The sequence below is a fragment of the Rhodoglobus sp. GW821-FHT12B09 genome, assembly GCF_058809925.1.
Genome location: NZ_JBXATB010000003.1, coordinates 397,965 through 423,575, shown reverse-complemented (window position 1 = coordinate 423,575; position 25,611 = coordinate 397,965). Strand labels below are relative to the sequence as shown.

General features: G+C 71.5%; 26 protein-coding genes. 9 read left to right on the top strand and 17 right to left on the bottom strand.

Annotated elements, in window-relative coordinates:
• Positions 1-12 precede the first annotated feature (12 nt).
• The 6 genes from AC1RTC_RS09280 to AC1RTC_RS09255 all read right to left on the bottom strand — a co-directional run bounded on the left by AC1RTC_RS09280 (position 13) and on the right by AC1RTC_RS09255 (position 8,122).
• Positions 13-1,371, bottom strand: coding sequence for a hypothetical protein (locus AC1RTC_RS09280; protein WP_493155231.1), 1,359 nt, complete (start codon positions 1,369-1,371; stop codon positions 13-15).
• Positions 1,368-1,811, bottom strand: a complete 444-nt coding sequence (locus AC1RTC_RS09275) for an LbetaH domain-containing protein (RefSeq protein ID WP_493155230.1) — start codon at positions 1,809-1,811, stop codon at positions 1,368-1,370. Before AC1RTC_RS09275 ends, AC1RTC_RS09280 begins: the two co-directional genes overlap by 4 nt.
• Positions 1,808-2,950, bottom strand: coding sequence for a glycosyltransferase (locus tag AC1RTC_RS09270; RefSeq protein WP_493155229.1), 1,143 nt, complete (start codon positions 2,948-2,950; stop codon positions 1,808-1,810). Before AC1RTC_RS09270 ends, AC1RTC_RS09275 begins: the two co-directional genes overlap by 4 nt.
• A complete protein-coding gene (locus AC1RTC_RS09265; protein WP_493155228.1) occupies positions 2,947-5,049 on the bottom strand; it encodes a glycosyltransferase in 2,103 nt (700 codons plus the stop codon). The genes AC1RTC_RS09270 and AC1RTC_RS09265 overlap by 4 nt, the downstream gene beginning before the upstream one ends.
• A 1-nt stretch (position 5,050) precedes the next feature.
• Positions 5,051-6,547 (bottom strand): sugar transferase, encoded by a 1,497-nt coding sequence (locus AC1RTC_RS09260; RefSeq protein WP_493155227.1) that lies wholly within the window; start codon positions 6,545-6,547, stop codon positions 5,051-5,053.
• A 285-nt stretch (positions 6,548-6,832) separates the two neighbouring features.
• A complete protein-coding gene (locus tag AC1RTC_RS09255; protein WP_493155226.1) occupies positions 6,833-8,122 on the bottom strand; it encodes an adenylosuccinate synthase in 1,290 nt (429 codons plus the stop codon).
• A gap of 87 nt (positions 8,123-8,209) precedes the next feature.
• On the opposite strand from AC1RTC_RS09255, the gene AC1RTC_RS09250 reads away from it, so the two are divergent.
• The 3 genes from AC1RTC_RS09250 to AC1RTC_RS09240 are packed head-to-tail and all read left to right on the top strand — an operon-like array spanning position 8,210 to position 11,153.
• Positions 8,210-8,809, top strand: coding sequence for a TetR/AcrR family transcriptional regulator (locus AC1RTC_RS09250; protein WP_493155225.1), 600 nt, complete (start codon positions 8,210-8,212; stop codon positions 8,807-8,809).
• A complete protein-coding gene (locus tag AC1RTC_RS09245) occupies positions 8,809-9,369 on the top strand; it encodes a hypothetical protein (RefSeq protein ID WP_493155224.1) in 561 nt (186 codons plus the stop codon). The genes AC1RTC_RS09250 and AC1RTC_RS09245 overlap by 1 nt, the downstream gene beginning before the upstream one ends.
• Positions 9,366-11,153 carry a YhgE/Pip family protein gene (locus AC1RTC_RS09240; RefSeq protein ID WP_493155223.1) on the top strand — a complete coding sequence of 596 codons (1,788 nt, stop codon included), beginning with the start codon at positions 9,366-9,368 and terminating at the stop codon, positions 11,151-11,153. Before AC1RTC_RS09245 ends, AC1RTC_RS09240 begins: the two co-directional genes overlap by 4 nt.
• Before the next feature lie 95 nt (positions 11,154-11,248).
• Here AC1RTC_RS09240 and AC1RTC_RS09235 read toward each other — a convergent pair whose 3' ends face one another.
• Positions 11,249-11,893 (bottom strand): TrmH family RNA methyltransferase, encoded by a 645-nt coding sequence (locus AC1RTC_RS09235; protein ID WP_493155222.1) that lies wholly within the window; start codon positions 11,891-11,893, stop codon positions 11,249-11,251.
• Positions 11,890-12,222: a hypothetical protein gene (locus AC1RTC_RS09230; protein ID WP_493155221.1), complete on the bottom strand. Its 333-nt coding sequence runs from the start codon at positions 12,220-12,222 to the stop codon at positions 11,890-11,892. The genes AC1RTC_RS09235 and AC1RTC_RS09230 overlap by 4 nt, the downstream gene beginning before the upstream one ends.
• Before the next feature lie 41 nt (positions 12,223-12,263).
• On the opposite strand from AC1RTC_RS09230, the gene AC1RTC_RS09225 reads away from it, so the two are divergent.
• Positions 12,264-13,106 carry a DNA-methyltransferase gene (locus AC1RTC_RS09225; RefSeq protein WP_493155220.1) on the top strand — a complete coding sequence of 281 codons (843 nt, stop codon included), beginning with the start codon at positions 12,264-12,266 and terminating at the stop codon, positions 13,104-13,106.
• 217 nt (positions 13,107-13,323) lie between these two features.
• A complete protein-coding gene (locus AC1RTC_RS09220) occupies positions 13,324-14,121 on the top strand; it encodes an HAD-IIA family hydrolase (RefSeq protein WP_493155219.1) in 798 nt (265 codons plus the stop codon).
• Here AC1RTC_RS09220 and AC1RTC_RS09215 read toward each other — a convergent pair.
• Genes AC1RTC_RS09215 through AC1RTC_RS09205 form a run of 3 tightly spaced genes read right to left on the bottom strand, consistent with a single transcriptional unit; the run spans position 14,118 to position 16,431 of the window.
• Positions 14,118-15,707, bottom strand: coding sequence for a septum formation family protein (locus AC1RTC_RS09215; protein ID WP_493155218.1), 1,590 nt, complete (start codon positions 15,705-15,707; stop codon positions 14,118-14,120). The two genes, AC1RTC_RS09220 and AC1RTC_RS09215, sit on opposite strands and share 4 nt — an antisense overlap.
• Positions 15,707-16,255, bottom strand: coding sequence for an orotate phosphoribosyltransferase (gene pyrE, locus AC1RTC_RS09210; protein WP_493155217.1), 549 nt, complete (start codon positions 16,253-16,255; stop codon positions 15,707-15,709). The genes AC1RTC_RS09215 and pyrE overlap by 1 nt, the downstream gene beginning before the upstream one ends.
• Before the next feature lie 32 nt (positions 16,256-16,287).
• Complete coding sequence (locus AC1RTC_RS09205) at positions 16,288-16,431, bottom strand: hypothetical protein (protein WP_493155216.1); 144 nt, start codon at positions 16,429-16,431, stop codon at positions 16,288-16,290.
• A gap of 114 nt (positions 16,432-16,545) precedes the next feature.
• Between AC1RTC_RS09205 and AC1RTC_RS09200 the strand changes: the two genes are divergently transcribed.
• Positions 16,546-17,382, top strand: a complete 837-nt coding sequence (locus tag AC1RTC_RS09200) for an exodeoxyribonuclease III (RefSeq protein WP_493155215.1) — start codon at positions 16,546-16,548, stop codon at positions 17,380-17,382.
• A gap of 121 nt (positions 17,383-17,503) precedes the next feature.
• Here the strand turns inward: AC1RTC_RS09200 and AC1RTC_RS09195 are convergent, their stop codons facing one another.
• Positions 17,504-18,427, bottom strand: a complete 924-nt coding sequence (locus AC1RTC_RS09195; RefSeq protein WP_493155244.1) for an AEC family transporter — start codon at positions 18,425-18,427, stop codon at positions 17,504-17,506.
• 35 nt (positions 18,428-18,462) lie between these two features.
• Between AC1RTC_RS09195 and AC1RTC_RS09190 the strand changes: the two genes are divergently transcribed.
• Together AC1RTC_RS09190 and AC1RTC_RS09185 are read left to right on the top strand one after the other, a co-directional pair.
• A complete protein-coding gene (locus AC1RTC_RS09190; RefSeq protein ID WP_493155214.1) occupies positions 18,463-19,107 on the top strand; it encodes a GntR family transcriptional regulator in 645 nt (214 codons plus the stop codon).
• A complete protein-coding gene (locus tag AC1RTC_RS09185) occupies positions 19,104-19,469 on the top strand; it encodes a hypothetical protein (RefSeq protein ID WP_493155213.1) in 366 nt (121 codons plus the stop codon). Before AC1RTC_RS09190 ends, AC1RTC_RS09185 begins: the two co-directional genes overlap by 4 nt.
• A gap of 3 nt (positions 19,470-19,472) precedes the next feature.
• Here AC1RTC_RS09185 and AC1RTC_RS09180 read toward each other — a convergent pair whose 3' ends face one another.
• Entirely contained in the window at positions 19,473-20,522 is a 1,050-nt protein-coding gene (locus AC1RTC_RS09180) for a zinc-dependent alcohol dehydrogenase family protein (RefSeq protein ID WP_493155212.1), read from the bottom strand.
• 43 nt (positions 20,523-20,565) lie between these two features.
• Positions 20,566-22,716, bottom strand: coding sequence for an ATP-dependent Clp protease ATP-binding subunit (locus tag AC1RTC_RS09175; protein ID WP_493155211.1), 2,151 nt, complete (start codon positions 22,714-22,716; stop codon positions 20,566-20,568).
• Between the two features lie 182 nt (positions 22,717-22,898).
• Between AC1RTC_RS09175 and AC1RTC_RS09170 the strand changes: the two genes are divergently transcribed.
• The gene (locus AC1RTC_RS09170) at positions 22,899-23,138 is read left to right on the top strand and encodes a hypothetical protein (protein WP_493155210.1); all 240 of its coding nucleotides are present in this window, start codon (positions 22,899-22,901) and stop codon (positions 23,136-23,138) included.
• Between the two features lie 7 nt (positions 23,139-23,145).
• On the opposite strand, the gene AC1RTC_RS09165 is transcribed toward AC1RTC_RS09170, so the two are convergent.
• The 3 genes from AC1RTC_RS09165 to AC1RTC_RS09155 are packed head-to-tail and all read right to left on the bottom strand — an operon-like array spanning position 23,146 to position 25,603.
• Entirely contained in the window at positions 23,146-24,219 is a 1,074-nt protein-coding gene (locus tag AC1RTC_RS09165; protein ID WP_493155209.1) for a class I SAM-dependent methyltransferase, read from the bottom strand.
• Positions 24,216-24,629, bottom strand: a complete 414-nt coding sequence (locus tag AC1RTC_RS09160) for a heat shock protein transcriptional repressor HspR (RefSeq protein WP_493155208.1) — start codon at positions 24,627-24,629, stop codon at positions 24,216-24,218. The genes AC1RTC_RS09165 and AC1RTC_RS09160 overlap by 4 nt, the downstream gene beginning before the upstream one ends.
• The gene (locus tag AC1RTC_RS09155; protein ID WP_493155207.1) at positions 24,629-25,603 is read right to left on the bottom strand and encodes a DnaJ C-terminal domain-containing protein; all 975 of its coding nucleotides are present in this window, start codon (positions 25,601-25,603) and stop codon (positions 24,629-24,631) included. Before AC1RTC_RS09155 ends, AC1RTC_RS09160 begins: the two co-directional genes overlap by 1 nt.
• Positions 25,604-25,611: the final 8 nt, after the last annotated feature.

The following is a 25,611-nucleotide window of genomic DNA, read 5'->3' as shown; positions in this document are numbered from 1 at the left end:
AAATGCAGGAGATCAGCTCGGGCGGGCCGCGAGATCGGGCACTTCTGCGCTGCTGAGCGCCGGATCTCCTGCATTTCGCACGGGCGGGAGGGCCGAGTACAGGCAGGCCGCGAGGCCGATCCAGATCGCGGGGGTCGAGAGGTCGGGCACCGCCACGATCGCCGCGACCAGCACGCCCGCGAGTCCCCAGCCGGCGGGCTCGATGGCGCGGTTCACCAGGGCGCGCCGCAGGGCGAGCACCACGAGAGCCGCCACGAGCAGGAGCCCGATCACCCCCAGGCAGCTGATCACGAGCATGAAGAGGCTCGACGGGCGGTTGCCGCCCAGCCCGATGCCGAGGCCGCCGCTCTCGAGGAAGATCTGCCACGACCGCACGTTGGAGGCGGTGCGGGCCACGAAGCTGTCCGAGTCCGCCTTGCTCGCGGCCGAGCCGACGGTGAATTGCAGGATGACCGGGATCTGCGTGAGCGCAGCACCCACCACCACGACCGCCCCGACGACGGCGAGGGGCCGCACCCCGAACCGGCCGGACCGCAGCTGCCGCACGAGCGCCACCGCCCCGGCCAGCGCGAACAGTATCGCGAGCCCGAGCAGTGCCGTGCCCGAGCCGTTGCGCACGAAGTCCACGGCCACGAGCGCGAGCGCGACGAGCGCCGCCGCGCGGCCGGCCCCCGACGACCACAGCAGCCGCGCGCCGAAGTAGCCGGCGGCGGCGGTGAGGTACAGGCCGAGCACAGACGGCTCGTAGAAGGTGCCGGAGAGCCGCTCGGGGGTCGCGTAGTGGAACGACGGCATGTTCTGCAGCAGCTCGTGCGGCCACACCGGCTCGGCAACGATGCGCACGGCGGCGAGGACGATCGCGACCCACAGCGCCGAGCCCAGGAGCCGGGCATCCACCGGGAAGAGCCTGCCGGCGACCAGCAGGAGCACGACGCCCATCGCGACGTAGCCGAGCTGCGCGATGTTGCCGAGCGACGGCGCGAGCGTGGCCATGTTGCCCACCTGCGCGTCGACGCCGAGCTCGGGCGCGAAGACGCGCATGCCGGCGAAGATGCGCGGGCCGGCGATCGTGATGACGGCGGCCCACACCACGAGGGCAGCGCCGATCAGGTCGGGCAGCATCCGCTCGCGCTTGCCCGGCCGCGCTCGACCGAGGCGGGAGAGCCCCAGTAGCGCGTGCGGGAAGGCGAGCACCACGAGCACCACGACGGCGAGGTAGAAGAGCGGGAAGCCGTTGCCCGCGACGATCACGCCCGCCGTCTGCGGGAACGCGACGGTCGCGCCGACGACGTACTGGGTCCACTCCCGCCGCACGAACCAGACGCCGACGATCGCGAGCAGGGTCACGATGCCGAGAACTGTGACGCTCACGCGCTCCTCGACCCCACCTTGCGCGCCGGGTTCCCCGCCCAGATCTCGTCGGCCCCCGTCGACTCGAGCAGCACCGCGTTGGCGCCGACGATAGTGCCCGGGGCGATGACGAGCTCCTGCCCGGACTTGAACAGCACCTTCGCGCCGGCGCCGACAGTCACGCGGTCGCCCACGACGATGCGGCCGGATGCACTGGCCGCCGTCTCCGGGATCCACGAGTCCGACCGGCCGAGCACCACGCCGGGCATGAGCGTCACGCCCGACCCGATCACGGTGCGCGCGTGCACCACGAGCCCCACGGCCCCGTGCGCGAGCTCGAGGGGCGCTGCCCACCTCACCGAGCGCGGGAACTCCACGCCCAGCGACTTGAGCGCGAGGTACGCGAGGCGGCCGAGAACACGGCCCCGGGATGCCCGCAGCAGGCGGTCCTGGAGGCTCATGCCGGCACCACCGCCGCGTACAGGGCCTCGATGCGCCGACCGTGGGTGTCGAAGTCGAGCTCCAGCGCGAGCTCGCGGGACCCCGCAGCGAACGACGCGCGCCGGGCCGGGTCGAGCAGCTGCTCCATCGCAGCGCGGAGGGAGTCGGCATCCGGTGCCGCGAGAAGCCCGTTGACGCCGTCGTGCAGCACGGGCGGGGCGGCGATCGTCGTGGAGACCAGGGGGAGGCCGGCGAGCACGCCCTCCGCGGCCGCGAGCGGGAAGTTCTCGGGCCAGGTCGAGGGCAGCACGAGCACGGATGCCGCGGCGAGCGCCGCGCGGCGTCCGGTGTCGTCGAGCCAGCCGAGCGGGCGCACGTTCGGCGCGGACTGCACGGCCTGCTCGAGCGGCCCGGCGCCGGCGACCCAGAGCTCGGCCCCGGGCATCCCGCTGCCCCAGGCCTCGAGGAGCAGCTCGACGCCCTTCGTCGCGATCAGCTTGCCGAGGAAGAGGAACACGACCGGGCCGGTGGGAGCGGAGGCGGGGGGACGGGCACCGCGCCAGCCGTGCGGGATCACCTCGGTGACAGCCGGGAGCTCGAGCCCCCACTGCACGTGCTTGTCGCGAAGCCGCTCGGTCGGGAACACGAGCCGCGCGGAGCGGACCGACCGGTTCGTGAGGCGGGTGCGCAGCCGCTGCACGAGCGGCGGCGCCTCGACCTCGCGGCCGTGCCGGAGGAGCGTCGTGGTGGTGTCGACCAGGCCGTAGTCGTGGACGGTCATGACCGTCGGGCGGCCCGAGCGCAGCACGGCCGCGCCGAAGCCGGCGAAGCGGTGCACGTGCACCACGTCCCACGGCTCGGCGAGCAGCCGCCGCACCGGCGCGGCGAGGCGCACCGAGCCGAGCAGGTCGAGGCCGTGGAAGAGCACGGCGGCGGGCTTGGATCCCTTGCGGTCGGGCGGGTACGGCCGGCGGCTGCGCACGACGCGCACCGCCAGGCCCTCGGCCGCAAGGGACTTCTCGATACCGGGCGAGACCCACCCGGTGACGATCGTGACGTCGTGGCCCTGGTCGCGCTGCCAGCGCGCGAGCTCGAGGCAGTACTGCTCGGCGCCGCCGAGCGGCTCGAGGAGGGATCCGACGAACTGGGCGATCCTCATCGCGCGCCCACCGCCGTTCCGCGGGCCACGAGCGAGAGCAGGGTCATGGCAGTAGCGTCCCACGTGTAGCGCGCGACGTTGGAGTGCCCGCGCTGCACCAGGCGCTCGCGGGTGCCCGCGTCGAGCGACCGCACGAGCGCGACCGCCTGCGCGGGGTCGAGGGCGTCGAAGTACAGCGCGCCGTCGCCCGCGACCTCGGGGATGGATGCCCGGTCCGAGGCGATCACCGGGCAGCCGAGGGCCTGCGCCTCGACGATCGGGAGGCCGAAGCCCTCGTACAGTGACGGGAACACGAGAGCCGTCGCCCCGCGCAGCAGCTCCGCGAGCTCGTGGTCGCTCACGCGGCCCGCAAGCTCGACGCCCGGGATGTCGAGGCCCGCCTCCTGCGCGTACACGCTGCTCGCGCCGCCCGCGCCGACCACGACGACGCGGATGCCCCCTGCCGCGAGAGCGGTCACAACCGGCACGAGGTTCTTGTTCGGCGTGAGGTTGCCGACGCAGAGGACGTACGCGCCGCGCTCGTCGGCGGGCGAGGCGGGCGCCGCGGGCGCGGCCAGCAGGTGCTCGTGCCCGTTCGGCGCGACCGTGAACCTGTCGACGCCGAGCACGTCGGCGAGCTCGCGGCGGCTGAACTCCGACACGGTCGCGAGGTGGCGGGCGCGGCGGGAGAGCACGCGGTTCATCACCGAGTACCACGCGACGAACCGGCGGGAGAACGTCGCCGGGAAGCGCGCGGGGGCGGCGTCGTGCATCACGACGAGCTGGTCGCGCTTCACGAGGGGTGCGGCGCCGGCGAGGTTGAGGAGCGTGGTGCCGCGTGTGCGCAGCGGGAGCTCCAGCTGCTCGAACGGCACCCCGCTCAGGCGGGAGCGCGTGACCCGGTCGGCGGGCAGCCAGTCGGGGAGCACGGCGTTCGCGGGGGCGATGACACGGGCATCCGGCGACAGCGACAGGATGCGGCGGGCGACCTCCCCCGCGTAGCGCTGCATGCCGCTCTGCCGCGACCCGAGCCACTTGCCGTTCACCGTGAGGCGCGGACCGTACAGCGACCGCAGCGCAGCCGCCTGGTCGGCCGCGGTGTTGCCGGCCAGCAGCTCGCGCCACGCGGAGAGGTTCTGCTCGCGGGCCGCGGGCCCGCCCGAGAGCAGCTCGTCGACCGCGGCGGCGACCTGCGCCGCCGTGGTGAGGCCGGGGGTGGCGATCGCGCCGGCCAGGGTCGGTACCTCGCGCGCGACCACGGGCACGCCGAGCTCGACGGCCTCGAGGATGGCGATCGGGAAGCCCTCCCACTCCGCCGTGTGGACGTAGGCCGCCGCGCCCGCCACCGTGAAGTGGGCGGCACCGGAGGACAGCCAGCCCGTGACCCGGATGCCGCTGCGCTCGAGATCGGCGCGGGCATCCCGGTCGTCGCCGTCGCCGACCCACGTGGCGGTCACCGCGGGCCGGCGCTTCTGCAGGAGCTCGACGACGTCGCGGAAGAAGCCCGGCCCCTTCTGCGCGCCGATGCGTCCGACGGCGACGACCCCCTCGGTCGAGGTCACCGCCGCCGGACTCCCGGTGCTCGGCACGTTCGGCACATAGACCGCGCTCGCGCCCAGTCGCGACGCTGTCGCGAGCTCGGCGCGGGAGACGGCCGCGATCGTGTCGGTGTTGCCGGCAAGCACGAGCTCGACCCCCCGCACGGCGGCGCGCACCGCCGGCGGCAGGTCGAGGCGCTCGAACGCGAAGCAGTGGGGGCTGTAGATGATCCGCCGGGCGGGGGTGCTGCGCAGGGCGGTGCGCACGAAGAGGCCGGCGTAGGAGGAGTGCGCGTGCACGATGTCGGGCCGCAGGCCGCGCGCCGCCGCGCCGATGGCCCGACGCGCGGCGAGCGCGCCGGAGGGCAGGTCGAGCACGCTCGCGAACACCTGCTCCCCGTCGGAGGCGAACTCGCTGCGGCCCGTGCCGCGCAGCACGTGGTGCTCGTACTCGGGGGTCGCTGTCGCGTACCGGATCACTGCCGCGCGCACGCCCGCGCCCCAGCTCTCGACCACGTGCAGCACGACGAGTCGCCCCGACGGTGCCGGGGCGAGGGTCGCGAGCGAGTCGAGGGCGGTCACGTCAATAGGCCCCGTCGTGGGCGAAGACCGCCTTGGCGGTGCGCATGAGGATGACGAGGTCGCTCGTAACAGACCAGTTCTCCACGTAGTACAGGTCGAGCCGGATGCTGTCCTCCCACGACAGGTTCGACCTGCCGCTGACCTGCCACAGCCCGCTCATGCCGGGCTTCACCGCGAGGCGTCGGCTGGCCTTCGAGTCGTAGAGCCGCACCTCGCCGTCGACCTGCGGGCGGGGGCCGACGAGGCTCATGTCGCCGAGCAGCACGTTGAACAGCTGGGGCAGCTCGTCGATCGAGTAGCGGCGGATGACGCGGCCGACGGGCGTGATGCGGGGGTCGTGCTTCACCTTGAAGAGCGGGGTGCCCCCGTTCCCCTGGGCCTCGAGGAGTGCGGCGAGGTGCGCGTCCGCGTTGGTGACCATGCTGCGGAACTTGAGGATGTAGAACGGCTCGCCGCTCAGGCCGATGCGCTCCTGGCGGTAGAACACCGGGCCGGGCGCGGTGGCCTTGATCAGCAGGGCCGTCACGAGGAACAGCGGCGCCAGCAGGAGGAGCAGCAGCGCCGAGCCCGCGATGTCGAACGCGCGCTTCGCGAAGCGCTTCGGGCCGTCGTAGGACGGGGTCTCGACGTGGATCAGGGGCAGCCCCGCCACCGGGCGGGTATGGATGCGCGAGCCGGCGACCCCGACGAGCTGGGGTGCGACCACCAGCTGCTGGCCGGCGTCGAGCCTCCAGCTGAGCTCGTTGATCGCGTCGGCATCGAGCTCCTCCGAGCCCACGACGATCACCGTGTCCTGGGTGGTCTCGGCGAGCCGGTCGAACAGCGTCGCGCGGGTGACCCGGGTCGCCGGCACACCCTCGATGGAGCCCGAGCCGCCGTCGGTCAGCAGCGCGCCGACCACCCGGTAGCCGGCATCCGGACGGATCGCGAGGGATGCCGCGAGCTCGCGCACCCGCTCCGTGCTGCCGATGATGACCACCCGGAACGAGAACTCGCCACGGCGGCGGCGCACGTGCAGCCAGCGCCGCCACGACCAGCGCGACGCGAGGAGCAGCGCGAGCCCGAGCGGGAACGCCGTGACCAGGTAGCCGCGGGCGAGGTCGGTCTGGGTCATGGCCGCGAACACTCCGATGCCGCCGAACAGCAGCGCGGTCGAGTTGATCACGCGGCGGTACTCGGTCGAGTCGGTGCCGAGGATGCGGGTGTCGCGCGATCCGGAGGCGCTGAGCGCGATCATCCAGGCGATCACCAGTCCGCCGGAGAAGAACAGATAGTCGATGCCGAGCTCGACCGGCGCCGCGACCAGCACGTGCTGGAATCCGAACCACAGGAGGTGCGTGCTGGCCGTCGCGACGATGATCAGGACGATGTCCGTGACGGTCACGAGGCGCAGGAAGGTCACCGCCCACTCGGTGGGGCGCGAGCGGGCGCGGTGGAGCTGCAGGTCGGGGGATCCTGCCAGTTGCCACGGGTATCCGCGGTCGACTGTGTGAGTCATGTCGGGTCACATTCCTCGTCCCGACCGGCACTCGGGAAGACTGCCGGTCGGGTCGTCGGGATTTTCGGGTATGCCGACCGGTAGCTCAGAGGGGGGTAAGCGCTGCCGGCGGGTTCGGCAGAGTTCACGCTAGAGGTCCCCAGAAGGGGGGACCCCCGGTCGAGGGGGCGCGAACGGGGAGTAAACGCTGCGGTCCCGCCGGGGTTAAGCCACGGGTTAAGCGGGTTGAGTAGGCGCTCTAGCGCCGTATCGAAACCTTGGGTTTCGATACGGCCTGCTCGACCGCTAGCCGTCGATCAGGTCGTGCCGCACGATGATCGCCTCGCGGTCGGGCCCGACGCCGATCGCGGAGATGCGCGAGCCGCTCATCGCCTCGATCGCGAGCACGTAGTCCCGGGCGTTCTTCGGCAGGTCCTCGAAGGTGCGGGCGCCCGTGATGTCCTCGGACCAGCCCGGGAACTCCTCGTAGATCGGCACCGCGTGGTGGAAGTCGGACTGCGACACCGGCACCTCGTCCACCCGCACGCCGTCGACCTCGTAGGCGACGCACACCGGGATGGTCTCGAGGCCGGTGAGCACGTCGAGCTTGGTCATGACGTAGTCGGTGACGCCGTTGATGCGGGCGGAGTACCGCGCGATGGGGGCGTCGTACCAGCCGGTGCGGCGGGGGCGGCCCGTGGTGGTGCCGAACTCGAAGCCCTTCGCCCGCAGCCACTCGCCCGACTCGTCCTCGAGCTCGGTCGGGAACGGGCCCGCGCCGACGCGGGTGGTGTACGCCTTGACGATGCCGATCACGCGACTGAGCCGCGCGGGCGCGACGCCCGAGCCGGTGGCCGCGCCGCCGCTCGTCGAGTTCGACGAGGTGACGAACGGGTAGGTGCCGTGGTCGACGTCGAGCATGGTGGCCTGGCCGCCCTCGAACACGATCGTCTTGCCCGCGTCGAGAGCCTGGTTGAGCAGCAATCCGGTGTCGGCGACCATGGGGCGCAGGCGGTCGGCGTACGACAGCAGGTCTTCGACGACCTCGTCCACGGCGATCGCGCGGCGGTTGTAGATCTTCACCAGCAGGTGGTTCTTCTGGTGCAGGGCGCCCTCCACTTTCTGGCGGAGGATGTTCTCGTCGAACAGGTCCTGGATCCGGATGCCGACGCGGTTGATCTTGTCCGCATAGGCCGGCCCGATCCCGCGGCCGGTCGTGCCGATCTGGCGCTTGCCGAGGAAGCGCTCCGTCACCTTGTCGAGCGTGCGGTGGTACTGCGTGATCACGTGCGCGTTCGCGCTCACGAGCAGCCGCGAGACGTCGACGCCGCGGCTGGAGAGCGCGGTGAGCTCGTCGAACAGCACCTCGATGTCGACGACGACGCCGTTGCCGATCACCGGGATGACGCCGGGGGTCAGGATGCCCGAGGGGAGGAGGTGCAGCGCGTACTTCTGGTCGCCGACGACGACGGTGTGGCCGGCGTTGTTGCCGCCGTTGAACTTGACCACGTAGTCGATGCGGCCGCTCAGCAGGTCGGTCGCCTTGCCCTTGCCCTCGTCGCCCCACTGGGCGCCGATGATCACGATTGCGGGCATGGTGGGATCCCTTCGAAGTGGTGGGGTCTTGCAATTCATTATAGATGAGGTTGTAACTTGCACAGCGGTGTGCAATATAATGAGGCAATGAGAAGTGATGCAGTAGCGAACCGCGAGGCCCTGCTGGCCGCCGCGCGGGTCGAGCTCAACCTCGATCCGGATGCCTCGCTGGAGGCCATCGCGGCCCGCGCCGGCCTCTCCCGCCGCTCTGTCTACGGGCACTTCGCCACGCGGGACGAGCTGCTGCGCGAGCTCATCACCCTCGGCGCCGCCCGGGTCGCGGCCTCCGTCGCGACCGTCGACCACGAGGATCCCCTCGTGCGCCTCGCCCTCATCGCCTCCCGCCTGTGGCACGAGGTCGAAGACATCCGGGTGATGGCGGTGTTCGCGGTCCGCGGCCCGCTCAAGGGCCACACCGCGGAGGCCCTCGCGCCACTGCGGTTGCGCGTCGCCGAGTCGATCGCCGAAGGCGTGGCGGCCGGGAGCGTGCGCCGCGACATCCCGGTGCCCCGTCTTGCACGCCTGGTCGAGGATGCCGCGCTCACCGCCCTCGCCGAAGCCTCGTCCGACTCCATGCCGGGCTCCGCGGCCCACCGTCTCGTCGTGCTGCTGGTCCTCTCGACCGCGGGCCTCTCGGCCGAGCAGGCTGCGGCACTCATCGACACCCATCCCGAACTGGACTCCTGATGCGCATCACCCTCACCGACGCCGCTCTCGGCTCGGGCCTCGGCGCCCCCGTGCCGCCGCTCACCCTCGACGCGGGCCCCGGTGTCACGGTGCTCGCCGTCGAGACCGCAGAACGGCCGCTGCTCGTCTCCATGCTGCTCGGCGGCCGCCTGCGCGCCGACTCCGGCACCGTGGCCACCGACAGCGCCCGGGTCGCCCTCGTCGACACCCCGGTCGTGGCCGAGCCGGTGCCCGGTGTCTCGCTCATGTCGGTGGTCGCGGAGGAGTTCAGCTTCGCCGGCCGCCCGGTATCGCGGGGGGCGGTGCGCGCCTTCCTCGAGCAGCACGAGCTGCTCGGCTACGCGAAGGTACCCGTGCGCGCCCTGCCGCCCGCCGACCGGGTGCGCCTGTTCAGCGAGCTCGCCCTCCTGCGCGACGGCGTCGAGGCGCTCGTCGTCACCTCCCCCGAGCGGCACGGCGGCAACCCCGCCGACTGGTTCGGGGCCCTCACTGCCATCGGCGAGCGCGGTATCACCGTCATCGTCGTCACCGACCTCCCCACCGCGGAGCTGCTCTCATGAGAATCGTCACCCTTGTCCGCTCCGAGCTCGACCGGCTCGTCTCCAGCCGCATGGGGCTGCTCGCCCTCGTCGCGCTGATGATCGTGCCGGTCGTCTACGGCGGCCTGTACCTCTACGGCAACGCCGACCCGTACAACCAGCTCGACAGAGTGCCCGCGGCGATCGTCGTGGACGACACCGGCACCTACGGACGGGATGCGGCGGACGAGCTCGTGAAGGACCAGCGCTTCGGCTGGGTGGTCGTCTCCTCCGACGCGGCGGCGGAGCAGGGCGTCACCGACGGCACCTACGACTTCAGCCTCACCTTCCCGAGGTCGTTCTCCGACGACCTCGAGTCCTCCGGCGACGCGCATCCCACCCGGGCCTCGCTCGTGCTCACGACGAACGACACCAACAGCTACCTGAGCACGACCCTCGCGAAGCAGGCCGCGGCCGCCGTGCAGGTCGTGATCACCCAGCAGGTCGGCGAGCACGCTGCACGGACGCTCCTCGACGCGGTCGACTCGATCCGCACCGGGCTGGTCGACGCGCGCGACGGTGCTGCGACGCTCGCGGATGCCGCGGCCACCGCGACCGCGGGCGCCCAGTCGCTCGCCTCGGGCAGCGCGACTCTCGCCTCGGGGGCCGCGTCCCTCAGCAGCGGCCTCGGCGAGCTGGACTCGCAGGCCGCCGCGCTCCCCGGCTCCGCCTCGGCGCTCGCGGCCGGCGCCTCGACCGTCGCCCGGAAGGCGGCGCAGGCCGCGGGCCTGAGCCCGAGCATCCGGTCGCAGCTTGCCGCCGCGTTCGCGGGCTCGAACGTCTCGCCGACCGATCAGGCGACGATCCTCGGCGAGCTCGACGCGCTGTCGGGAGGGCTCGGCGCGCTCTCGACCGGCGCCGCCCAGGTCTCCGCAGGGGCCCAGTCGCTCAACGCCGCCGCGCCCGCCCTCGCCGGAGCCGTCCACTCGGCCGCCGGCGGAGCCTCCGAACTCGCCGACGGCGCCTCGACCGCCTCGAGCGGGGCCGTGGACCTCAGCTCCGGCCTCTCGCGGCTCTCCTCCGGCGCCACCCAGCTCGACCGCTCGCTCGCCGACGGAGTCGACAAGGTGCCCGCAACCACCGACGCCTCCCGCGGCACCACGGCCGCCGCGATCGCGTCACCCGTGAAGGTCGACCAGCACGCCATCACCGAGGCGCAGAACTACGGGGCCGGCCTCGCCCCGTTCTTCATCAGCCTGGCCGCCTGGATCGGCATCTACGCGCTGTTCCTGCTGGTGCGCCCGCTCTCGCGCCGCGCGCTCACGGCCGTGCGCCGCCCGGTCTCGACCGCGCTCGCGGGCTGGATCACCCCGGCCGCGCTCGGGGCCGTCCAGATGGTCGCGCTGTTCGCGATCGTCACGGGCGTGCTCGGCCTGCAGCCGGCGAACGCGGGCGGGATGCTCGCCTTCATGGTCCTCGTCTCGGTGACGTTCGCGGCGATAGTGCTCGCGCTCAACGTCTGGCTCGGCAGCATCGGACAGTTCCTCGGGCTGCTCCTCATGATCGTGCAGCTCGTCACCGCGGGCGGCACCTTCCCCTGGCAGACCCTGCCGGCGCCGCTCGCGTTCCTCCACCAGGCCCTGCCGATGAGCCACGCCGTCGAGGGAGTCCGGCAGCTCATGTACGGCGGCGACAGCCTCTGGTCGGCGGTCTGGCCGCTGCTCGTGTGGCTCGTCGTCGCGCTCGGGATCACGGTGCTGGGTGCCCGCAAGCAGAGCCGATTCCGCACCCTCCGCGAGCTGCGCCCCTCCCCTCTGGCCGGTTGAGTAAGGCGCTCTGGCGGGTTGAGTAAGGCGCTCTAGCGCCTGTATCGAAACCGGTTGCTCGACGTCAGGTTTCGATACGGCCGCGGGCGGCCTACTCAACCCGCGGTGAAGGTGACGTGTTGGGTAACCCACGCGTGCATCACGACGGCCGCCGCCGCTGACGCGTTGAGGCTCCGCGTCGAGCCGAACTGCGTGATCTCGACCGCGAGGTCGGCAGCGGCGAGCGCCTCGGCCGAGAGCCCGGGGCCCTCCTGCCCGAACAGCAGCACGCACGCCTCGGGCAGCGGGTGCGTCTCGATCGGCACGCTCCCGGGCACGTTGTCGACCGCGACGATGGTCAGCGACTGCGCGCGGCACCAGGCGACGAAGTCGGCGACATCCGGGTGGTGCAGCACGTGCTGGTAGCGGTCGGTCACCATCGCACCGCGCTTGTTCCACCGCCGCCGGCCGATGATGTGCACCGTCCTCGCCCCGAAGGCGTTGGCACTGCGCACGATCGACCCGATGTTCATGTCGTGCTGCCAGTTCTCGATGGCCACGTGGAACGGGTGGCGGGTGGCATCCAGCTCGGCCTTGATCGCCTCGATGGTCCAGTAGCGGAACCGGTCGATCACATTGCGCGAGTCGCCGCGCGCCAGAAGCTCGGGGTCGTACCGCGGGTCGTCGGGCCACTCGCCGCGCCACGGCCCCACCCCGTTGGTGCTGAGCTCGACACTCGGGTTCTCGCCCTCGTCGGTCAACCGCGGTCCGCCTTGCGCTGGAGCAGGGCGCTGATCTCCTCGGGCGTGAGGGCCTGCCCGCGGTCGGGGCGCTCGATCGAGGAGTCCCACCCGATCGACGACACCGCGAGCCAGAGCAGGAGTGCGGCGACTCCGATGCCGCCGAGCCAGCTGCCGGCGCTCACGAGACCCGCCCATCGCGCCGGGTCCAGCGGGCTGCCGAACTGCTCCAGTTCGGTGAGAGCGGTGCTGTACGCGGCGGCTCCGATGAGCAGGAGCACGGCACCGACCACCAGGCCGAGGATGCCGATGAGCTTGAGCGCCGTTCGGAAGGGGTTCGCAGGAGTCATGCGGGAACGCTACTCCCCGGGCCCTCTGTTAATCTCGGCACATGCCCTTCACGAGCGACGGCCCCGACCTCGTGATCCACGGCGACAACCTCGCCGCGATCGAAGCGCTGCCGGATGCCGCGTTCCGACTCGTCTACCTCGACCCGCCGTTCAACACCGGCCGCGCCCAGCAGCGGCAGACGATCACGACCAAGCGCAGCTCCGAGGGCAGCCGCACCGGCTTCCAGGGCCGCAGCTACGAGACGATCAAGGGCACGCTGACCCGGTACGACGACACGTTCGCCGACTACTGGGAGTTCCTCGAGCCGCGCCTCATCGAGGCCTGGCGGCTGCTCGACGACCGCGGCACGCTGTACCTCCACCTCGACTACCGGGAGTCGCACTACGCGAAGGTCGTGCTCGACGCGCTCTTCGGCCGCGACAACTTCCTCAACGAGATCATCTGGGCCTACGACTACGGCGCCCGCGCCACCCGGAAGTGGCCGAGCAAGCACGACACGATCCTCGTCTACGTGAAGAACCCGAAGTCGTACTACTTCGACAACGAGGCCGTCGACCGCGAGCCGTACATGGCGCCGGGGCTCGTCACGCCCGAGAAGGCGGAGCGGGGCAAACTGCCCACCGACGTCTGGTGGCACACGATCGTGTCCCCGACCGGGCGGGAGAAGACGGGGTACGCCACGCAGAAGCCGGAGGGGATCCTGCGCCGCATCATCCAGGCCTCCAGCGCGCCCGGCGACTGGGTGCTCGACTTCTTCGCCGGCAGCGGCACGACGGGCGCCGTCGCGGCGGCTCTCGGACGCCGGTTCGTGCTCGTCGACCAGAATCCCGACGCGATCGCGGTCATGCGCTCGCGGCTCCCCGGGACCACCGCGTTCGAGTAGCGCGGCCCTCCGTCCGCCGCACTCCAGCCGTTGCGCCCCACACCCAGCCGTTGCGCCCCGCACCCAGCGGTTGCCCCCCCCCCCCGCCCCAGCGGTTGCGGAGGATGGCGCGCCGCAGGGTGGGCTGTCGTGCCGGCACATTCGGCGCGTCATCCTCCGCAACGGCGGCGGGCATCGCGGGGACGGTTGAACCGGTGCCGACAGTACGATTGTCGACATGAGCGACCGACGCGAAATCGAGTGCTGGCTCACCGACATGGACGGTGTGCTCGTCCATGAGAACCACCCCGTGCCCGGGGCATCCGAGCTGCTGCAGCAGTGGCGCGACGAGGGCAAGCCCTACCTGGTGCTCACGAACAACTCGATCTTCACCCCGCGCGACCTGAGCGCGCGCCTCAAGGCGTCCGGACTGCACGTGCCCGAGGAGTCGATCTGGACGAGCGCGCTCGCGACCGCCGACTTCCTCCAGTCCCAGATGCCCGGCGGCAGCGCCTTCGTCATCGGCGAGGCCGGCATCACCACGGCCCTGCACGAGGTCGGCTTCATCATGACCGAGAGCGACCCCGACTACGTGGTCGTCGGCGAGACCCGCAACTACTCGTTCGAGGCCATCACGAAGGCCATCCGGCTGATCGGCTCCGGCTCGCGCTTCATTGTGACGAATCCGGATGCCACGGGCCCGAGCGCCGACGGACCCCTCCCCGCCACGGGGGCGGTCGCCGCACTCATCACCAAGGCCACCGGCAAGGAGCCGTACGTCGTCGGCAAGCCCAACCCCATGATGTTCCGCTCGGCGATGAACAAGATCGGCGCCCACAGCGAGAACACCGGCATGATCGGCGACCGCATGGACACCGACATCGTGGCCGGCATCGAGGCCGGCCTGCACACGATCCTCGTGCTCACCGGCATCAGCGACCAGGCCGAGATCGAGCGCTACCCGTTCCGCCCGGACGAGATCCTGAACAGCGTCGCCGACCTGCTCTCCCCGGAGCCGGTCGAGTCCGACATCTAGGGCGCGGGAGTCGCCGTCGCGGTCGGCAGCACCTGCGGCTTCGCGATCGACGTGGTGAACTCGGCCCCGCCGGTGCGGTTGACGAAGCAGTAGAAGGTGCGGTTGCCCGCGGTCCAGTCGGCCTCGTCCGCGGCGAAGCTGCTCAGCACCTGGATGTCGTTGGCGGAGGCCGCCGCCGCATAGTCGATCACGGTCGGCACGGCGCACAGCGACGCCGCGAGCTTCTGGAGGGCATCCACGCCGGGGTAGGCAGGGTCGTCAGTGGCGGGGAACTCGCCCTTGAGCACGAGCTGCGCGGGATGCGGCTGCGCGCAGTCCACGACGGTGAACGTGTCCTCCCACGGCGACGTGAAGGGCGAGATGCACTCGCCGCCGAGCAGCTTGTCCCAGTAGTACTCCCCGGGCGCGACGGGACCGACAACCGGCCCGGCCGAGGCCGTGGGCGTGGGGTCGGCGACGACGGCGGGTGCGGGCGCGTTCTGGGCGATGCGCGAGCCCGCGAGGAAGAGTGCGATGAGCGCGAGCACCGCGACCAGTCCCCCGGCGACCGACATGAGGATCTTCTGCGTGCGCGGGATCGGCGCGCGCGCGCCGGGCGCGAGCGGCCGGTCCACGACGACGAGCTCGCCGCCGGATGCCCGTGCCGGAAGCGAGGGGATCATCGCGTCCTCGTACTCGACGAACTTGCTCTCGCCGAACAGCGAGTCGAGCGCGTTCACCTCGATGCCCTCGTCCTCGGGGGCGCCGAGCCCGATCGGCTGCGCACCGAACACCTCGGTGACACCCTCGAGGGCGCGGTCGACGGGAGCCCCGAACCCGGGGAACTCCTGCCGCGCGACCTCCGCGCCGGTGAACGCGACGGTCTCGGCGGGCGGGTAGGCGTCCTGGTTGCGGAAAACAGGAGTGGCCTGGGTCGGGACGTCCCAGTCGGGCGACGCGGGGACGGGCGCCGCCGCGGGGACGGGCGCCGCCGCGGGGTCGGCGGGGGCCGTGGGCGTGAGCTGGGTGGGCGTGTCCCAGGCCGGCGCGGCCGGGGCCGGGGCGGCGGCCGGGTCTGCCGGGGCCGGGTCTGCCGGGGCAGCGGGCTGGGCGCCGAACAGAGCGGCGAAGTGGTCGACCTCGGGTGACGGGGCGGCGGGCGGCGCCACGAGCGGCGGCGGCTCCGCCGGGAACAACGGCGCGGCGGGCTCGGCAGGAGCCGCAGCTGCCGCTGGAGCGGCAGGCGCCGGCGACGGGGCCGCGGTCGCGGGCTGGACGGGCGCGGGCGTCGAGCCGCCGGGGGTGAGGCCCCAGGTGAACCCGCCGCCGCTCGCCGCGGGAGGGCCGGCCGCGGGAGTCGCGGCGGGCGGTGTGTACGGGGTCGTCGCGGCGGGGGGCGCTGCGGCGGGCGGCGCTGCCGCGGCAGGCGGGGTGTACGGCTCCGCCGCGAAGAAGGGGGCGGCCGGAGGCTGCTGCGGTGCGGCGGGCGGGGCCGCTGCGGGCTGCTGGGCTGCGGGCATCCCCCGACGACGCGGTTGCTTCTCGGGCTCCTCCTCCCCGAACTGGCTCGCGAGCCAGTCCGCGGGATCGAGATCGTCGTCAGCCATCAGGACAGGCCCAGGTCGTCGAGTCCGATAGCGGCGAGGTAGGGGTACCCGGCGGCCTCGATGCGCTCCCGCGCGCCGGTGCTGCGGTCGACGACGACGGCAACGGCGGCGATCTCCGCGCCGACCTTGAGCAGCGCCTCGATCGCGGCGAGCGGGGAGCCGCCGGTCGTCGACGTGTCCTCGAGGACGATCACGCGCTTGCCCGCGAGGTCGGGGCCTTCGACCTGGCGGCCGCGGCCGTGGTCCTTGGGCTCCTTGCGGACGACGAACGCGTCGTAGGAGAGGCCGCGCGCGGCGCCCTGGTGCAGGATGGCCGTCGCGATCGGGTCGGCGCCCATCGTCATGCCGCCGACCGCGCTGACGTCGGCGACGTCGGCGATGACGTCGAGCATGACCTGGCCGATGAGCGGCGCGACGCGGTGGTCGAGCGACACCTTGCGGAGGTCGACGTAGTAGCTGGCCTTCTTGCCGCTCGTGAGCGTGAAGTCGCCGTGGAACACCGCGTCGGAGGAGATGAAGTCGATCAGCTGCTGCTTGGCGTCGGTCACCAGTAAAGACTACTGATTCGAGGGCGGCCGGATCAGGGCGCGATGCCGCCGAAGACGACGAGAGTGCTGGCCGCGAGAACGGCGGCGAGAGCGACGACCGTGATGATCACCGCGCTGCGCGTGTCGTTGCGGTTGGCCGCCGTGTCGTCGTCGAGGAAGTCGTCCGGTTCGGCCACAACTGCACCCTAGGGCCGCCGGGCTTGGGTTGTCCCCGCCCCTTTAGGGGGATGGGACGGGCGTGGTTCCGCCCTCGGTGCGGGGGCGTCGGAGGGACCCGTTAGCCTTAAACCATGCGCGTCGGCACCTGGAATGTGAACTCGATCCGAACCCGTGTCGGCAGGGTCGTGGACTGGCTCGTCCGCGAGGACATGGATGTGCTCGCGATGCAGGAGATCAAGTGCACGGAGGCGCAGTTCCCCTTCGACGCCTTCTCCGAGGCGGGCTACGACGTCGTGCTCCACGGGCTCAACCAGTGGAACGGGGTCGCCTTTGCGAGCCGCCTCCCGATCGAGGACGTCGCAGTCGGCTTCGAGTCCGCCCCCGGCTTCGGCAAGCCGCTCGAGGACGGCACGCTGCCCCAGGAGGCGCGAGCCCTCGGCGTGACCGTCGCGGGCACCCGGCTGTGGAGCCTGTACGTGCCCAACGGGCGCGAGCTGGAGAACCCGCACTATCCGTACAAGCTCGAGTGGCTCGCGAACCTCGCGACAGAGACGAAGGCGTGGATCGCCGCCCACCCCGGCCAGCCGATCGCGCTCATGGGCGACTTCAACATCGCGCCGCTCGACATCGACGTGTGGGACATCTCGCTCTTCGCCGGCAAGACGCACGTGAGCCAGCCCGAGCGCGACGCGTTCGCGGCCTTCGAGGCGGCCGGCCTCATCGACGCCCTGCGCACCCGGGGCATCGAGGGCTACACCTACTGGGACTACCAGCAGCTGCGCTTCCCGCGCAACGAGGGCATGCGCATCGACTTCATCCTCGGCTCCAAGTCGTTCGACGATCTCGTCACCGGTGCGAAGATCCACCGCGAGGAGCGCAAGGGGGATGCCCCGAGCGACCATGTGCCGGTCACGGTAGACCTCGCCGTCGACGACGAGGACGACGACGACCGCCCGATGTTCCTCTGATCGCGGGTTGAGCGGGGCGCCCGTATCGACACCCTGTCCGTCCCGGTTTCGATACGGCCGCGGGCGGCCTACTCAACCCGCCAGCAGCGCCCCGGTTTCGATACGGCCGCGGGCGGCCTACTCAACCCGCCAGCAGCGCCGCGATCACGAACAGGACCGGCACGGACAGCACGGTCGTGATCAGCACCACATCCCGCGCAAGAACCTCACCGCGCTCGTACCGCTGCGCGTAGTTGAACACGTTCTGGGCCGCCGGCAGCGCGGCGAGTACCGTCACGACGAACAGCGGCTTCCCCGTGAGCCCGAACAGGAAGCGGCCGGCACTCCACGCCACGAGCGGCATCGCGACGAGCTTGAGCGCCGACGCGAGCAGCACGTCCCGGCGGGCCGTGCCGGGGGCCAGCGGGCGCTGCCCGTGCAGCGACATCCCGAACGTCATGAGCACGACGGGCACCATGGCAGCACCGACGAGGCGGAAGGGCTCCATCACCGGGTCAGGCAGGTGCACCCCGAGCACCGCCAGCAGCAGGCCCAGCGCCGACGCGATGATGATCGGGTTGGTGAAGGGCTGCACGAGGATCCGCCGCACCGAGACCGTGCCGCGGTCCTGGATGTCGAGGATGGTGAGCGCGACCGGCGCGAAGACGAGCAGTTGCAGCAGCACGACCGGAGCCGAGTACGCCGGGTCGCCCAGCACGTACACCGCGACCGGGATCCCGATGTTGTTCGCGTTGACGTAGCCGGAGGCGAGGGTGCCGACGACGGTCTCCGAGACCGGCCGCCTCCAGACCGCCCGCGCGACCACGGCGAACGCGAGGCCGACCACGGCGGCGGCGATGAGCGACACCGGCAGCAGAGACGAGAACAGCACGTGCACGTCGGCATCGGCGAGCACCGTGAACAGGAGCGCCGGGGCGAGCACGTAGAACGCGGCCCGGCCGAGGACGAATCGGCCGTGCTCGCCGAGCACCCCCGAGCGGCCCACGAGGTAGCCGGCGAGGATGATCGCGCCGATGATCCCGAACCCCGTGAGAACGCCGACCATCACACCAGTCTGGCGCATCCCTCTAGGATCGAGGCGTGGGTGACGAGGACGAGGACAAGCTCGCGACGAGCAAGGTCGTGACGACCGTGTTCGAGCAGATCCTCGCGGCGGTGCACGAGGGCACACTCCTGCCGGGCGAGCGCATCAGCGACGCAGCCCTCGCCACGCAGTTCGGCGTCTCGCGCACGCCGGTGCGGGAGGCGCTCCAGAGGCTCCGCGAGATCGGGATCATCGAGGCATCCCCCAGCCGTTTCACGCGCGTCGCGCTCGTGACGCCTGAGCAGACGGCGCAGGCCTACATCGTCTGGCTCGCGCTCTACCGGACCCTCGTCGAGGAGGTCGTCCCGCGGGTGGCGGAGGGCGTCTTCGAGATGCTGGAGGAGGACCACGCGCAGTTCCTCGTCGCCCTCACCCGGCTCGACGTGCAGCAGATCGCCACGGCAAACTTCATGTTCTTCAGCCGCCTGCCCGCGGAGTCGACGAACCCGGTGCTGCAGCGCGCCATCGTGTCGGTGGTCCACATCGTGCGGCTCGGGAGCCTCCACCTGCCGGAGTACATCGACCTCGAGGCACTGGGCCGCGCCCAGGGGCTGCTGCTCGAGGCCGTGCGGCTGCGGGACGTGCAGTTCGCGCGCGACTCGATGAAGCTACTGGCCCAGATCCAGGTGCCGCAGGAATGAACGAGATCATCATCGAGGGCGAGGGCCGCACGCCCCCGCGCACCTGGGACTTCTTCCTCACCGTGTTCCTGCTCTTCGTCCTGCTCGTGCTGACCGCCATCTTCCTGGGGCTCGGGTTCGGCCTGAGCATCATCACCATCGCGTGCGCCGACTCGTCCGGGTCGTGCAACGGCGTGGCGATCAGCGCCGGCACGATCATCGCGACGGTCGGACCGGTCGTCGTCGCCCTCGCGGGCTTCGTCACGTCGATCGTGTTCATCGCCCGCCGACGGCTGTCGTTCGTCGTACCGCTCGTGGCGTGCCTCGCCGTGGTCGGGCTCTTCACCCTCGGGTCGTGGCTGGTGCGGGGCGGAGTCTTCTAACCGCTACGGGCGCAGCAGCACTTTGATGGCGCGGCGCTCGTCCATCGCGGCGTACGCCTCGGCGACGTCCGTGAGCGGAAGCTGCAGGTCGAAGACCCGGCCCGGGTTGATAGTTCCGTCGAGCACTTCGGGCAGCAGCTCCTCGATGTAGTTGCGCACGGGCGCGACACCGCCCCTGGCGCCGACGTTGGTGCCGAACATCCGGCGGATCGGCAGCTCGGAGCCGCCGTTCGGCGCGCCCACATATCCGACGGTGCCGCCGGGCCTCGCGCTGCGCAGCGCCTGGTCCATGGACTCCTTGGTCCCGACGCACTCCAGCACGCAGTCCGGGCCGATGCCGTCGAACAGCTCCTTGATGCGCGCAACGCCCTCCGCCCCGCGCTCCTCGACGATGTCCGTCGCACCGAACTCGAGGGCGACGGCCTGGCGGTCGGCGTGCCGCGACATGGCGACGATCCGGGATGCCCCGAGCCGCTTCGCGGCGAGTATCGCGCAGAGGCCCACCGCCCCGTCACCCACCACCGCGACCGTGCTGCCCGCCGTCACCCCCGCGGAGACCGCCGCGTGGTGTCCCGTGCCCATCACATCGGCGAGGGTCAGCAGCCCAGGGATCTGATCGTCGTCGGGAATACCGGGCGTGGCCACGAGCGAGCCGTCGGCGTGCGGCACGCGCACGTACTCGCCCTGGCCGCCGTCCGCGAAGGCCCCGCTGCGGTCGTTCGAGCCCCACCAGCCGCCGTGCAGGCACGACGTGCTCACGCCGTTGCGGCAGTTGATGCACGTCATGTCGCAGTCGTAGAACGGCGCGATCACGAAGTCGCCCGGCTTGATGGTGGCGACATCCGGCCCCACGGACTCGACGATCCCCACGAACTCGTGGCCGATGCGCGTCGGCTCGGGCGTCGGGACGACACCGCGGTAGCCCCACAGGTCCGAGCCGCACACGCAGGCCGCGACGACCCGCACAATCGCGTCGCCGCCCGTCGAGAGCACCGGGTCGGGCACCTCTTCGAGCCGGATGTCGTGGTCGCCGTAGAGGAGGGTTGCGCGCATGACTCCGAGCCTACGCTCGCCGCCCGTATGTCCCGCTGCCCCGCTACTCCATCCGCCGCACGGCGAGGCCGTCGGCATCCGGGTCGATCTCCACCAGCACGGTGTCGCCGTCGCGGATCTGGCCCGAGAGCAGCGACCGCGCGAGCTTGTCGTCGATCTCGTGCTGCATGAGCCGGCGGAGGGGGCGGGCGCCGTACACCGGGTCGTAGCCGCGCTCGGCGAGCCAGGCACGGGCATCCGGGGTCACCGCCAGCTCGAGACGGCGGCCGGCCAGCCGCTTCGCGAGGCGCTCGATGTAGAGCTCGACAATGAAGCCGAGGTCGTCGGTCGAGAGCGGCGCGAACACCACGATGTCGTCGAGTCGGTTGACGAACTCGGGCTTGAACGCCTGGCGGACGAGCTCGTTGACCGCGATCTTGCGCTCCTCCCACGGGATTGCCTGGTCGGTGATGTACTGGCTGCCCAGGTTCGACGTGAGGATCAGGATCACGTTGCGGAAGTCGACAGTGCGGCCCTGGCCGTCGGTGAGGCGGCCGTCGTCGAGCACCTGCAGCAGGATGTCGAAGACCTCGGGATGCGCCTTCTCCACCTCGTCGAGCAGGATCACGCTGTACGGCCGGCGGCGCACCGCCTCCGTCAGCTGGCCCCCCTGCTCGTAGCCGACGTACCCGGGGGGAGCGCCCACGAGCCGCGAGACCGAGTGCTTCTCGCCGTACTCGCTCATGTCGATGCGCACGAGGGCCTTCTCGTCGTCGAACAGGTACTCGGCGAGCGCCTTCGCGAGCTCGGTCTTGCCGACGCCCGTCGGGCCGAGGAACAGGAACGACCCCGTCGGCCGGTCGGGGTCGGAGATGCCGGCGCGCGTGCGGCGCACCGCCTCCGAGACGGAGCGGACCGCGTCCTTCTGCCCGATGAGCCGCTTGCCCAGCTCGGTCTCGAGGTGCAGCAGTTTCTCGGTCTCCCCCTGCGTCAGGCGGTCGATCGGGATGCCCGTCCACTGCGCGACCACGGAGGCGATGTCGTCCTCCGTGACGGAGTCGTTGACCATGCGGTTCTCGACGGGGTCGGCGGACTCTGCGGCCTTGAGCGCCGCCTCGATGCCGGGGATCGTCTCGTAGTTGAGCTGCGACGCCTTCTGGTAGTCGCCCGTCCGCATCGCCTTGTCGAGCTCGATGCGGGCGTCGTTGAGCTGCATCTTGAGATCGCCGACTCCGGTGAGCGAGGCCTTCTCGGCCTTCCACCGGGCCTCGAGCCGCTCGAGCTCCTCGGAGCGCTCGGCCAGGTCGGAGCGCAGCTTCTCGAGCCGCGCCTTCGAGGCGTCGTCCTTCTCCTTCTTGAGCGCGAGCTCCTCGATGCGCAGCCGGTCGACGGCGCGCTTGAGCTGGTCGATCTCGACCGGCGAGGAGTCGATCTCCATCTTGAGCCGCGACGCTGCCTCGTCGATCAGGTCGATCGCCTTGTCGGGCAGCTTGCGCCCGGTGATGTAGCGGTTGCTGAGGGTCGCCGCCGCGACGAGCGCGGCATCCGTGATCGCCACCTTGTGGTGGGCCTCGTAGCGCTCCTTGAGTCCGCGCAGGATGGCAACGGTGTCCTCCACCGAGGGCTCCCCGACGAACACCTGCTGGAAGCGGCGCTCGAGCGCGGCATCCTTCTCGATGTACTGGCGGTACTCGTCGAGCGTCGTCGCACCGATCAGGCGGAGCTCCCCCCGCGCGAGCATGGGCTTGAGCATGTTCGCCGCAGCCACCGAGCCTTCGCCGCCGCCCGCTCCCATGAGCGTGTGCAGCTCGTCGATGAACGTGATGATCTGGCCGTCGGAGTCGTTGATCTCCTTGAGCACCTCCTTCAGGCGCTCCTCGAACTCGCCGCGGTACTTCGCGCCCGCGACGAGCGCAGCGAGGTCGAGCGACACGAGCTGCTTGTCCTTGAGGGAGTCCGCGACGTCGCCCGCGACGATGCGCTGGGCGAGGCCCTCGACGACGGCGGTCTTGCCGACGCCGGGCTCCCCGATGAGCACCGGGTTGTTCTTGGTGCGGCGCGTGAGCACCTGGCTGACTCGACGGATCTCGGCGTCGCGCCCGATCACCGGGTCGAGCTTGCCCGAGCGCGCGATGTCGGTCAGGTTGACGCCGTAGCGCTGGAGCGCGGTCTTCTGCTCCTCGTCAGTGGCGGGAGCTCCCTGCATGTTTGCCATCAGGCGGAGCCTCTCTTCCTAAAACTTGAGTTGGTCTGACTCAAGTTTACGGCGTTATCGACCGCGACCGCTATCCTCCGCCGTTTGCCCACGGCGAACGCTTCGAACCTTCGCCGTGTACATAAGCGCGCGGGTTCGAGCGCCCCCACGTAGTCTCGCTGCATCCCACCCGGACGCGGGTGATGGCGCTGTGGGAGGGAACCGTCGCGGAGGCGTCGCAGTCTTTCCAACCGGCCCCCGGCGAGCGCATTGCCAACCTGTGGTGGCCCGCCGATAGGGCCTGGTTCGTCGTCACGGAGATCGACTACGACTCCACGATCGTTGCGGGAAGCCCTGCCTGTATCGAGGCTGTGGTACGCGATCACCGCCTCGAATCCCTGCGGATCCCCGCCGACCTAGACCTGAGCGAGCATTCGCCCTAGTCCCACATCAGCGCGTTGATGCAGTAACAGTGAACTTCGGGGTGCGCAGGATCTGCCGGGTGGGCCCGACGATCCGCTCGAGCGCCGGGCGGTAGGCGAGGTGCGAGTTCCAGACCGCCCAGAGCTCGCCGCCCGGCCGCAGCACGCGGGCTGCTCCTTCGAACAGAGCGGTCGAGACCCCGGGATGCACGGCAGCCCCGCTGTGGAACGGAGGGTTGAGCACCACGAGGTCGGCACTGCCGGCGGGCTCGTCGGCGAGCGCCTCATCGCGAGTCACTCGCACCGGGAGTCCGTTGGCCGCCATCGTCAGCCGCGCGGACGCCACCGCCGCGGCCGACCTGTCCGACGCGAGCACTCTCGCGCCGGGCGCGCGGCGGGCGAGTTCCGCCGCGAGGATTCCCGTGCCGCAGCCGAGGTCGACCGCGGACTCGTAGGGCGGCACCCGGTCGAGCACCGACAGCAGCGCGCGCGTGCCGATGTCGACCGACGTCCCGGCGAACACGCCGCCGGTGGCCACGGCCCACAGGCCGAGGTCCTCGTGGAACTGCCGGCGGGGCTCGGCCTCCGCGCCCGCGAGCGGCGATCGCGCGATCAGCACGCGGGACTTCTGCCGAGCGTGCGAGACGTCGAGCCTGCCGAAGTGCCTGAGCAGCACCTCGTTCATCGAGACCGTCATGTGCTTGAGCCGTCCGCCGGCCACGACGACGACCTCGGGATGCGCGTGGGCCGCGATCAGCGCCGCACTCTGCTCGAGCGCGTCGAGTGAGCGCGGCAGCCTGAGCAGCACGAGCCGGGCCCCTGACACGAGCGAGGGGTCGAGCGGCAGGGAGGTGTAGTCGCCCGCGCCGTTCGCGGCGAGGGCGAGCTCGCCCGCGAGGGAGTCCTGGTGCACGCGCACGCGGGTCGCCCCACGGTCCAGCGCGCCGAGCGTGAGGGCGCCGTACTCGTCGGCGATGACCGTCGGCTCGGAGCCGGGCAGCAGCGCGGCGGCCTCGTCGAGGATGAGGGCGTCCGCGGCATCCCACGCCCGCAGTTCCGGCGCCTCGACGTCGGGCCACCGGCGAAGCGTCTCGAAGATCATCGACCCAGCTGACGCCAGACGACGACCGCGTTGTTGCGGCGCACGCGCTCACCGGCCCGGAGGGAGACGACGTCGCCCTCCGTGCCCGCGGCGAACACACGCCGGCCGGGGCGCGCGAGCAGCTCGTCGGCGAGGGCGTGCTCGAGCTCGCGCACCCGCTCGGACAGTGCCGCGACCTGATTCTCGAGCGAGAGGATGCGCTTGATGCCCTCGAGGTTGAGCCCCTCGGCGCTCAGCGCCGCGATCTCGCGCAACTGGGCGACATCGCGGAGGGAGTACCGGCGCGACTGCCCGGGAGTGCGGTCGGGGCTCACGAGCCCCAGCCGGTCGTACTGCCGGAGAGTCTGCGGGTGCATGCCCGCGAGCTCGGCCGCAGCCGCGATCGCGAACACGGGCGAGTACTCGTCCATCAGCGGTCCGCCTTCGCCCTCTCGAGCAGGTCTTCACGGGGGTTCTCGTTGGGCATCGCCTTCGCGAACGCCTCGAGGTGCTTGAGCGCGTCGGCGGTGAGGTGGCCAGGAACAGCCACCTGCACCTCGGCGAGCAGGTCGCCCTCGCCCTTGGCGGAGGTGACACCGCGGCCCTTGACGCGCAGGATGCGGCCGCTCGGCGTCCCCGCCGCGACCCGCAGTTTCACGGGCTCGCCGCCAAGGGTGGGCACCTCGATGGTCGCGCCGAGCGTCGCCTCCGTGAAGGTGACCGGAATGACCACGCGCAGGTTCTGCCCGTCGCGCTCGAACACCGGGTGCTTGCGCACCGAGACCGTGAGCACGAGGTCGCCCGCGACGCCGCCGTCCGGGCTGGGCTCGCCCTTCCCCTTCAGGCGGATCTTCTGGCCGTCGGTGACGCCCTCGGGGATCTTCACGTTGATCGCCTTGCCGCCCTGCGGCTGCAGCTTGATCGTCTCGCCGCGGATCGCGGTCACGAAGTCGAGGGTGGTGTTGGCCGAGACATCCCGACCCTTCGTCGGGCCGCCCGCGCCGCGGAACCCGCCGGAGGTCTGGCCGAAACCGCCGCCGCCGAACATGCCGCCCAGGAGGTCCTCGAAGCTCGCGCTCGACTGCGTGCGGCCGCCCTGGTTGAACAGGCCGCCGAACACGTCCTCGAACCCGCCGCCCTGGGGGCCGCCCGCCTGGAAGCGCGCGCCCGAGCCCATGGCGCGGATCTGGTCGTACTCCTTGCGCAGTTCGGGGTCGGAGAGCACCGAGTGCGCCTCGCTGATCTCCTTGAACTTCGCCTCGGCCTTGGCATCACCCGGGTTGGAGTCCGGGTGGTACTGACGCGCGAGCTTGCGGTACGTCTTCTTGAGGTCGGCTTCGGAGACGTTCTTCGCGACGCCGAGCACCGCGTAGAAGTCCTTGTCGAACCAGTCCTGGCTGGCCATGCTCGCCC

Coding starts and splice junctions, on each gene's coding strand:
- AC1RTC_RS09275 (WP_493155230.1), bottom strand. CDS start 1,811: ATGAGCCTCCAGGACCGCCTGCTGCGGGCATCCCGGGGCCGTGTTCTC.
- AC1RTC_RS09270 (WP_493155229.1), bottom strand. CDS start 2,950: ATGAGGATCGCCCAGTTCGTCGGATCCCTCCTCGAGCCGCTCGGCGGC.
- AC1RTC_RS09260 (WP_493155227.1), bottom strand. CDS start 6,547: ATGACTCACACAGTCGACCGCGGATACCCGTGGCAACTGGCAGGATCC.
- AC1RTC_RS09255 (WP_493155226.1), bottom strand. CDS start 8,122: ATGCCCGCAATCGTGATCATCGGCGCCCAGTGGGGCGACGAGGGCAAG.
- AC1RTC_RS09250 (WP_493155225.1), top strand. CDS start 8,210: ATGAGAAGTGATGCAGTAGCGAACCGCGAGGCCCTGCTGGCCGCCGCG.
- AC1RTC_RS09245 (WP_493155224.1), top strand. CDS start 8,809: ATGCGCATCACCCTCACCGACGCCGCTCTCGGCTCGGGCCTCGGCGCC.
- AC1RTC_RS09240 (WP_493155223.1), top strand. CDS start 9,366: ATGAGAATCGTCACCCTTGTCCGCTCCGAGCTCGACCGGCTCGTCTCC.
- AC1RTC_RS09230 (WP_493155221.1), bottom strand. CDS start 12,222: ATGACTCCTGCGAACCCCTTCCGAACGGCGCTCAAGCTCATCGGCATC.
- AC1RTC_RS09225 (WP_493155220.1), top strand. CDS start 12,264: ATGCCCTTCACGAGCGACGGCCCCGACCTCGTGATCCACGGCGACAAC.
- AC1RTC_RS09220 (WP_493155219.1), top strand. CDS start 13,324: ATGAGCGACCGACGCGAAATCGAGTGCTGGCTCACCGACATGGACGGT.
- AC1RTC_RS09215 (WP_493155218.1), bottom strand. CDS start 15,707: ATGGCTGACGACGATCTCGATCCCGCGGACTGGCTCGCGAGCCAGTTC.
- AC1RTC_RS09200 (WP_493155215.1), top strand. CDS start 16,546: ATGCGCGTCGGCACCTGGAATGTGAACTCGATCCGAACCCGTGTCGGC.
- AC1RTC_RS09195 (WP_493155244.1), bottom strand. CDS start 18,427: ATGGTCGGCGTTCTCACGGGGTTCGGGATCATCGGCGCGATCATCCTC.
- AC1RTC_RS09185 (WP_493155213.1), top strand. CDS start 19,104: ATGAACGAGATCATCATCGAGGGCGAGGGCCGCACGCCCCCGCGCACC.
- AC1RTC_RS09180 (WP_493155212.1), bottom strand. CDS start 20,522: ATGCGCGCAACCCTCCTCTACGGCGACCACGACATCCGGCTCGAAGAG.
- AC1RTC_RS09175 (WP_493155211.1), bottom strand. CDS start 22,716: ATGGCAAACATGCAGGGAGCTCCCGCCACTGACGAGGAGCAGAAGACC.
- AC1RTC_RS09170 (WP_493155210.1), top strand. CDS start 22,899: ATGGCGCTGTGGGAGGGAACCGTCGCGGAGGCGTCGCAGTCTTTCCAA.
- AC1RTC_RS09165 (WP_493155209.1), bottom strand. CDS start 24,219: ATGATCTTCGAGACGCTTCGCCGGTGGCCCGACGTCGAGGCGCCGGAA.
- AC1RTC_RS09160 (WP_493155208.1), bottom strand. CDS start 24,629: ATGGACGAGTACTCGCCCGTGTTCGCGATCGCGGCTGCGGCCGAGCTC.
- AC1RTC_RS09155 (WP_493155207.1), bottom strand. CDS start 25,603: ATGGCCAGCCAGGACTGGTTCGACAAGGACTTCTACGCGGTGCTCGGC.